Source organism: Pontibacter sp. FD36 (assembly GCF_015686655.1).
Classification (GTDB): domain Bacteria; phylum Bacteroidota; class Bacteroidia; order Cytophagales; family Hymenobacteraceae; genus Pontibacter.
Genome location: NZ_JADPMP010000023.1, coordinates 1 through 8,047, shown reverse-complemented (window position 1 = coordinate 8,047; position 8,047 = coordinate 1). Strand labels below are relative to the sequence as shown.

At 50.2% G+C, this 8,047-nt stretch carries 8 protein-coding genes; 5 read left to right on the top strand and 3 right to left on the bottom strand.

The features are described from left to right. Positions 1 to 163 precede the first annotated feature (163 nt). Positions 164 to 673: a hypothetical protein gene (locus I0P70_RS21150; protein ID WP_196121130.1), complete on the bottom strand. Its 510-nt coding sequence runs from the start codon at positions 671 to 673 to the stop codon at positions 164 to 166. A 565-nt stretch (positions 674 to 1,238) separates the two neighbouring features. After that, on the bottom strand, positions 1,239 to 2,150 hold the full coding sequence (locus I0P70_RS21145; RefSeq protein WP_255531130.1) for a 1,4-dihydroxy-2-naphthoyl-CoA synthase: 912 nt from the start codon (positions 2,148 to 2,150) through the stop codon (positions 1,239 to 1,241). 149 nt (positions 2,151 to 2,299) lie between these two features. On the opposite strand from I0P70_RS21145, the gene hslV reads away from it, so the two are divergent. From hslV to I0P70_RS21125, 4 genes are all read left to right on the top strand, one after another. Then, entirely contained in the window at positions 2,300 to 2,842 is a 543-nt protein-coding gene (hslV, locus tag I0P70_RS21140) for an ATP-dependent protease subunit HslV (protein WP_076423012.1), read from the top strand. Positions 2,843 to 2,860: 18 nt separating this feature from the next. Further along, complete coding sequence (locus tag I0P70_RS21135) at positions 2,861 to 3,430, top strand: Crp/Fnr family transcriptional regulator (RefSeq protein WP_196121128.1); 570 nt, start codon at positions 2,861 to 2,863, stop codon at positions 3,428 to 3,430. A 60-nt stretch (positions 3,431 to 3,490) separates the two neighbouring features. Continuing rightward, positions 3,491 to 3,808, top strand: coding sequence for a multidrug efflux SMR transporter (locus tag I0P70_RS21130; RefSeq protein ID WP_196121127.1), 318 nt, complete (start codon positions 3,491 to 3,493; stop codon positions 3,806 to 3,808). A gap of 114 nt (positions 3,809 to 3,922) precedes the next feature. Beyond that, the gene (locus I0P70_RS21125; protein ID WP_196121126.1) at positions 3,923 to 4,894 is read left to right on the top strand and encodes a deoxyhypusine synthase family protein; all 972 of its coding nucleotides are present in this window, start codon (positions 3,923 to 3,925) and stop codon (positions 4,892 to 4,894) included. A 91-nt stretch (positions 4,895 to 4,985) separates the two neighbouring features. Here the strand turns inward: I0P70_RS21125 and I0P70_RS21120 are convergent, their stop codons facing one another. Next, positions 4,986 to 7,568 carry a M1 family aminopeptidase gene (locus I0P70_RS21120; RefSeq protein WP_196121125.1) on the bottom strand — a complete coding sequence of 861 codons (2,583 nt, stop codon included), beginning with the start codon at positions 7,566 to 7,568 and terminating at the stop codon, positions 4,986 to 4,988. 335 nt (positions 7,569 to 7,903) lie between these two features. Here I0P70_RS21120 and I0P70_RS21505 point away from each other — a divergent pair, with 335 nt between their 5' ends. Next, positions 7,904 to 8,035 carry a hypothetical protein gene (locus tag I0P70_RS21505; protein ID WP_255530949.1) on the top strand — a complete coding sequence of 44 codons (132 nt, stop codon included), beginning with the start codon at positions 7,904 to 7,906 and terminating at the stop codon, positions 8,033 to 8,035. Positions 8,036 to 8,047: the final 12 nt, after the last annotated feature.

Here is an 8,047-nt window from a genome sequence, read left to right as displayed (position 1 = left end):
CACCAGATCGTGGCCGTGGTGAAAAGAGGAACGCCTTATGAACTGAAATTGAAGAATATTTAGAGCAAAACCTTTGTTTTACTCATAGATTTCGGCTCGTACATGAGGTGAGCAAGGCGTAGCAGCAGCTTTACACATGTGCTTTGTTGGCGTTTCGTTGTTTTTATTTTTTCTGCTCGTCCCACATTTCCTTTATACTATCCCACCATTGAGTAGCATATTGCTTCAGTTGGTCAAGTGTCAAAGGTTCGCCATTATCGTTAAAGATTCGGTAATCTGTTGCTGTCAAAGTCAATTCACCACCAGCAATTTCTTTAGAACTGTTGCAATGAAGCACGTAAGTATCAGGTGGAGTATAGGTATAGCTTTGAACTTCAAGCCCCAGTTTATTCATAGTCTGTGGGTCGCTGGTTACTCTTTTTTCTGTTTCTCGGAGTGCAAGAGGCTTTGATTTGTTAGCTTCATCGTCTTTGAACAGAAAGTATTCACACAGTAAATTCCTACACCCTGACAGCTCAATTTTTATTTGGTATTCCAAAACGACAGGATTCCATAACTGCCCCCAAGGAATCACAAAATCCAAGGTCAAAGCTTCCCCGTCTTTGCTCACACTCTTTATCTCAAAATCGTGAAACATTGAAAACAGTTCTTCTATCTCTTGTTGTCTATTCATGATTCCAATGTACGCCAACTACTAGATATATGGAAGTCTATTACGTTTATCTGCACTATGTGTAGAGTTTCTAGCTCCCAGCCAAAACTGTTTCAGTCTGCCAAGAACCGGAGTTTAAGTTTTTTTGAGCTTGTATATCTTACTTATTCAATATAAGAAATCTTACTGAAAACAACTCATCTCCCAGCTGGATTATTTCTAACAAGGTCTGTCGCGGTGACTCCAACCTGAATTTGGATATAGACTAGACTTAATTATTTCTAATTGTGTATTTAATTGTACATTCCTACTGTGCGTTTAAAAGAAATAAGCATATTATGTAGCGAAATGACCTTGTAAAAGTATAGAATTAAGCGGATATAACCGGGTAATACGGGTATACCCGTTTATGTACGCCTAATATGCCTGATTTATTGGTAGTTAGTTTTGGTTGTGGTATTAGGCGCATTAAGTGTTCGATCAAAAAGGATGAAATTGTATTTATCCGCAACCACTTTTTAGCAAAAAACAAAAAGCCGCTCCATAACGGAGTGGCTTTGCTAGTGCTATACCTGCAGGCTATACCTTACGGAATCCATTTGATGTCCGAGAAATCTGGCTTGCGCTTCTCCAGGAAGGCGTTGCGGCCTTCTTTGGCTTCGTCTGTCATGTAGGCGAGGCGGGTAGCTTCACCGGCAAACACCTGCTGTCCCACCATGCCGTCGTCAGTCAGGTTGAAGGCGAACTTGAGCATCTTGATGGAGGTAGGGGACTTGGCTAGGATCTCCTGCGCCCACTCATAAGCAGTGTCTTCCAGTTCGGCATGCGGAATCACGGCGTTCACCATGCCCATGTCGTATGCGTCCTGGGCTGAATAGTTACGACCCAGGAAGAAAATCTCGCGGGCGCGTTTCTGACCTACCATCTTCGCCAGGTAAGCGGAGCCATAGCCACCGTCAAAGCTGGTCACGTCGGCATCGGTCTGTTTAAAGATCGCGTGCTCTTTGCTGGCCAGTGTGAGGTCGCATACCACGTGGAGTGAATGTCCGCCACCCACAGCCCAACCCGGCACCACGGCAATTACCACCTTCGGCATGAAGCGGATCAGGCGCTGTACTTCCAGGATGTTCAGGCGCGGCATACCTGCATCGTCTACATAACCCTGGTGACCACGGGCGTTTTGGTCGCCGCCGCTGCAGAAGGAGTATACCCCGTCCTTAGTAGAAGGCCCCTCGGCTGAGAACAGCACCACCCCAATCGAGGTATCTTCACGAGCGTCCAAAAAAGCCTCAAACAGTTCACCCACCGTTTTCGGGCGGAAGGCGTTGCGCACGTTCGGACGGTTGAAGGCGATGCGGGCCACGCCATTGCATTTCTTATAGGTGATATCTTCGTATTCTTTTACGGTCACCCAATTTGCTTTGCTCATATCGTATGTTTTAGAAGCTGAGTATCGATTCGTAAGGCAAAGATAGCAAAAGGTAGCATGATTTGGCAGGTGCAGGAGGCAGGTATAGCCTGATAATGCCTCATTACGACAATTTGTCGGCTGCTATACCTTTGGCGTTTTGTTTGCTGAAGTCCTGGCTGTATCGAATGTTTTTTAAGGTATAGCCGTATACCTTTCACATAAACCAAAACACAGAAATGGCAAAAATAAGATCAACTACTGTAGTAGGTATATACCACAACGGTGAAGTTTGTGTAGGTGCCGACGGACAGGCCACCATGGACAAGCACGTAGCCAAGAGCAACGTCAAAAAGATCCGCAAGCTACTCGACGGCAAGATCGTAACAGGTTTTGCAGGCTCCACTGCCGATGCTTTCACGCTTCTGGAGCGATTCGAAGAGAAGCTGAACGCCTACCAAAGCAACATGAAGCGTGCTGCTATCGAACTTGCCAAGGATTGGCGCAAAGACCAGTACCTGCGCAAGCTGGAGGCCATGATGGTCGTGGCCAACAAAGAAGAGCTACTGATCATCTCCGGCACGGGTGATGTACTGGAGCCGGACAACCAGATCGCCGCCATTGGCTCGGGCAGTATGTTTGCGCACGCAGCGGCCCTGGCTTTGAAGAAGCATGCACCGCATTTGTCAGCAGAAGAGATGGTGCGCGAAAGCCTTAACATCGCCGCCGACATCTGCATCTACACAAACCATAACCTAGTCATAGAGAAACCAACCAAGTAACCTTCTTGCACAACGCAAATGGTGCAGACCATCGAACAGGCCATCCGGCAGTTATATCCTATTTCAGATAGATCCTTTGAGCAGCTCACAGCCCTGATGCAGCGGCAGGAGCTGCCCAAGGGGCATATCCTTTTCCGGGAAGGGCAGGTGAGCCACAAAGTGTTCTTTATTGAACAGGGTATCGCCCGCGCCTTCTGCTACCGCAACGACCAGGAGGTGACCTTCTGGTTTGGCGCTGAAAGCGATCTGGTATTCTCCTACTACAGCTACGTAGCCAACAAGCCCGGCTACGAAACCGTGGAGTTACTCGAAAACTCGGTGGTGCAGGCCATGGACCTGGCCCAATTGCAGGACCTATACCTGACCAACATCGAACTGGCAAACTGGGGACGCAAACTGGCCGAGTACGAACTCATCAAAACAGAGGAGCGGTTCATGGTCTTTCAGTTCCAGTCAGCCACCGAGCGTTATAAAGCCCTGCTGCAGCAGAATCCCGCCCTGATCCAACGTGTGCCGCTCAACCAGATCGCCTCCTACCTGGGCGTCACGCAGGTTACCCTCAGCCGTATCCGGGCAGAGGTCAGGTGATTTTTTAACATTTGTTAAATTTCTTCCGGTCCGGAGTCCCGACCTTTGTAAAAAAAGAAAATGGGCTGGATCTATCTTATCATGGCGGGTATGTTTGAGATCGGGTTTACCACCTGCCTCAAGCTATCGAACAACTTCAGTGTCACGAAGTGGTCTGTTGGGTTTTTCCTGTGCATTTCCGCAAGCTTCTTTCTGCTCAACAAAGCCATTCAGACTATCCCGATGGGCACCGCCTACGCCGTTTGGACAGGTATAGGCGCAGTGGGCACGGTCATCGTCGGTATGCTGCTTTATAAAGAGTCTGCGGACATTTGGCGACTGTTCTTCATCTTCCTGCTTATCGGCTCCATTATCGGGCTGAAGCTGGTTTCGAAGTAAGCGGACAGGTATACTATATTAAAACCTATATTTGCGGGAGAAGATCTTTTTTTAACTCATATCGGGTTACAGGAGTATAAACACGAATTAGTACAAAGTATAAACACAAGGAAAATGGAAGTATCTAATTTTTTAAAAAAGCACTACAAGCACTTCAACGCAGCCTCGCTCATCGACGCAGCCGAAGGATATAAGACACACCTCAACAACGGCGGTAAAATGCTGGTGACGCTGGCTGGTGCCATGTCTACGGCTGAGCTGGGTATCATCCTGGCTGAGATGATCCGTCAGGATAAAATCCACGCGATCTCCTGTACAGGTGCCAATTTGGAAGAAGATATCTTCAACCTGGTGGCGCACGATTTTTACGAGCGCGTACCGCATTACCGCGAACTGTCTGCCGCTGATGAGGAGGAGCTGCTGAGCCGTCACCTTAACCGCGTAACGGATACCTGTATACCTGAGGAAGAGGCTATGCGTCGTCTGGAGCATGTGGTATTGAAGTACTGGGAAAAAGCGGACAAGGCGGGCGAAGCTTATTTCCCGCACGAGTTTTTTTATCAGATCCTGTTGAGTGGCGAGCTGGAGCAGTATTACCAGATTGACCCGAAAAACAGCTGGATGCTGGAAGCAGCCAAGAAAAACCTGCCGATCATCTGCCCGGGCTGGGAAGACTCTACACTGGGTAACATCTACGCAGGCCACGTGATCAGCGGCGACATCAAGAATGTGCATACCATGAAAACAGGTATACAGTACATGATCGAGCTGGCTGACTGGTATACCAACACAGCCAAAGAAGAGTCTACGATCGGTTTCTTCCAGATCGGTGGCGGTATAGCCGGTGACTTCCCAATCTGCGTGGTGCCAATGCTGCACCAGGATTTGCAGCGCGACGGTGTGCCATTGTGGGGCTACTTTGCTCAGATCTCTGACTCTACTACCAGCTACGGTTCTTACTCAGGCGCTGTGCCAAACGAGAAGATCACTTGGGGTAAACTCGGCAAAGACACACCAAAGTACATGATCGAGTCTGATGCCACCATCGTTGCACCACTTATCTTCGCACTTGTGCTGGATATGTAATTATTGAATAGAAGGAATGTCGTACTTGATATTCCCTTAAATAAAGAAGCCCGCTGCGTAAGTAGCGGGCTTCTTTATTTAACTCCCAAACTTATCTCGCCAGTTTCTCTGCTCTAAACACATGATCCGCAGCCTGCAGGATCTTGCCCTTCAGCTTTGGGTTGTAGCTCGGGTGGGCTGCCAGGAATTCGCGAATGGTGGCGGCGGCAGTTGGAGTTTGGTAGCTGCTGAAGGTTGACTGCAGCCAGTTAGTCGGGAAAAAGATGTCGCCGGTAAGCTGAATTTCCTCCACCAGCTCTAGGCTCTTGCGCAGGTACTTCTCTGACGAGGCGGCACGCAGCGGGTGATGCAGGTAGGAGAGGGCCGTGCCTACCCAAGCTTCTTTGTCGCGGTTGCTGCGGAACTTGAGCGAGGCAAAGAACGCATCACGTACCTGCTCGTCTCCCGACAGGGCCGGCATCAAAAACTGGAGACGCTTCTGGCGGTCCGAGTTTTTGATGCGGGACAGCTGCTGGCGCAGTATTCCTTCTGAGTTGGCATAGTCGCGCACGGCCAGCGAAAGAGCCAGCGAGGTATAGTCGTCTTCATTGAGGGTAACGCCTGCCGGTGCTTTCTGCGCTTCCCATATCTGGTGCAGTCGGTCCTGTGCCTCTTTGGAGAGGGCAATATTCTGGTAAGTCTTGAACAAAAGCTTTTTTGCATTGCCTGACTTATTTTTCTCCATCGCGTCCCACAGGTTCTTCTCAAAGGCAGGAGCAATTTCAGCTCTTCTGGCTGGCGTAGTAAACTTCCAGTAAGTGTCGCCTAGGTGGCCTGTCAGCAACTTCAGGTTGAGTTCATCTGTTTCCACACCTGATTCCAGCAGCGTGATGGGCAGGAGCAAGTCTGGTGTTACTATTCTGCCATTGAGCATGTTTTCGTAAAGGTTGATGTACACAGAAGCCCGCATGACTGGATTGATCTGGCTAATGCCGGCCCGATAGCGAAGGTCCACCGCGAACACACCATAACCTTGGCCGGAGGAGTTGAAGAGGACGGTTAGTGGTGCGCGTTTCCCGATCGCTTCGGTCAGTTCCACAGCGGCTTTGTCCATGTTCACAGTCAGCTCCTGCACACTGTCAGCATACACCAGCGCCAGTTCAAATAGCTGTGGCCATAGTCGGTCCGAGCTGTCTTCTGCTTTCTGGTTGATCCTAAACGAGCTGATCTTGCCGTCTGCCACTTGCATGTCGTAGTTGAATACCGGACGGCCGGGCTCGTTCACCCATACCTGGTTCCAGGCCTGCAAATCAACCGTCGTGCGGGCATCCAGAATTTCAATCAATTGTGGCCAGGTGGCGTTGCTGTTGGCATAGGTTTTCAGGTATACCTGCAGGTCTTCCTGAAAGGCCTTTTCGCCCATCAGTCGCTCCAGCTGCCGCATCATAATAGGCGCTTTGTGATAGATGATGTGCCCATAGAGCGTGCCGGCATCCTGCAGGTTAGCCAGGTCCTGGCGGATCGGGTTGGCGCCTGCTGTGCGGTCCACGCTGTAAGCAGCCGGGAAGTGGTCGATCAGGAACTTGAGGTCGTAATTGCTGTCTTTTACCGTCGTCTTGGAGATCTTATCAGCCATGAAGTTGGCAAACACCTCTTTCATCCACACGTCGTTGAACCAGCGCATCGTCACCAAGTCGCCAAACCACATATGCGCCGTTTCGTGCGCGATCAGGTTAGAGCGTGACACCAGCTGGTCTTTCGTAGCGCCTTCGTCCAGGAAGAGGGTAGAGGCCTTGTAGTCGATCGCTCCCACATGCTCCATGCCGCCATACTGAAAGTCAGGTATAGCTACGAAATCGAACTTCTGAAAAGGGTAGGGGATGCGGGTATAGTCCTCCATAAAAGCCAGCGCATCGCGGTGAATGCTGAAGATCGGGCCGATGCTCTCGAGCTTGTCCTGATCAGTTTCACGGTGGTAGAAGTGCATGGTGCGGCCCCGGTCATTGTTGCTCACCTTCCGGAAATCACCTGCCACAAAAGAGAAGAGATAAGTCGGGATGGTATCGGAAGGCAGGTAGGTATAGGTCTTGGTAGCGCCGGTCAGCACCGAGTCCTGCAGCGGGGCATTGGCCAGGGCTTTCCAGTCCTGTGGCAGTGTGAGCGTGAGCTTGAAAACCGCTTTCAGGTCCGGCTGATCGAAGCAGGGGAACACAGTGCGGGCCCGATCCGGCACCAGTAAGGTATAGAGGTAGTCCTCGTTGCGGTTGAGCGACAGGTTGCCGGCCGTAAAGTCGATCTGCACCTGGTTCTGCCCTACCTTCAGGTAGCGCGGCCCGATCACGATGTGCTCTTTTTCGAATACGATCGGTATTTGTTTTCCATTTACCCGCACAGCGTGCAGGTGGTCTGGCTGCTCTTTAAAGTCGATTTGCAGGGCCTGCTCTCTGTTGAGCAGATTGAAGGAAATGGTTTCAGAGGCAGGTATAGGTGCGTCCTTGCCAGTTGGGAGCTGCAGTTTTATGTCGTATTGCACGTTGCGCAGCGTCTGGTTGCGGTGCTCGGCCAGCGTTCTGGGTACACCAGTTTCGACAGGTAAGGTATAGGCGCTGCTGGCAGGTCCTTTGCTGCAACCGCCGAGTAAAGCCAGTGACAAAGCCAGGGTTGTAGCTTTGAGGGTATAGCTGGGTGTTGACATGGTTTGTGTTAAGGTGTTTGTAAAGATAATGGAATTTGGGTATTGCTTGAGGTTGTTGTGTTGTGTCTTGCATGGCGCGAGCGTCCTCGCTCGTGTTGGATATGGTGGGGCCTCTGGCTTAGGTATAGGTATAGCAGTGGCTTTTGCAGGTATAGTAACGTTTATTGTTTCATTGCTTCGCCTGTGCGGCGGGCACCTTTTCGCCTGGCCGGCGGGGCCTTACTTTTTGTCTTGACACAAAAAGTAAGCAAAAAAGTCAAGACTCCCCAAACTCGCTGAACGCTCGAACAGTGGGTAGTCATTTAAGTGCACCTGGCAATGCTGCTTGGTTCATTGTGAGCGTGCAAGTTAGTCTTGCTATACCTGCCAATGGTTCATGTGGTTTGGGCTACAAAGCTTATACCCGTGAATTGGTAGCGGCAACAATCCCCTCTCGGGAGGGGAAGGGGTGGTTCGACAAGGTATAGCAAATTAAAAAA

Excerpts from the sequence above, each read along its gene's own strand:
- I0P70_RS21150 (WP_196121130.1), bottom strand. The coding sequence starts at position 673 with ATGAATAGACAACAAGAGATAGAAGAACTGTTTTCAATGTTTCACGAT.
- hslV (WP_076423012.1), top strand. The coding sequence starts at position 2,300 with ATGGCAAAAATAAGATCAACTACTGTAGTAGGTATATACCACAACGGT.
- I0P70_RS21135 (WP_196121128.1), top strand. The coding sequence starts at position 2,861 with ATGGTGCAGACCATCGAACAGGCCATCCGGCAGTTATATCCTATTTCA.
- I0P70_RS21130 (WP_196121127.1), top strand. The coding sequence starts at position 3,491 with ATGGGCTGGATCTATCTTATCATGGCGGGTATGTTTGAGATCGGGTTT.
- I0P70_RS21125 (WP_196121126.1), top strand. The coding sequence starts at position 3,923 with ATGGAAGTATCTAATTTTTTAAAAAAGCACTACAAGCACTTCAACGCA.
- I0P70_RS21120 (WP_196121125.1), bottom strand. The coding sequence starts at position 7,568 with ATGTCAACACCCAGCTATACCCTCAAAGCTACAACCCTGGCTTTGTCA.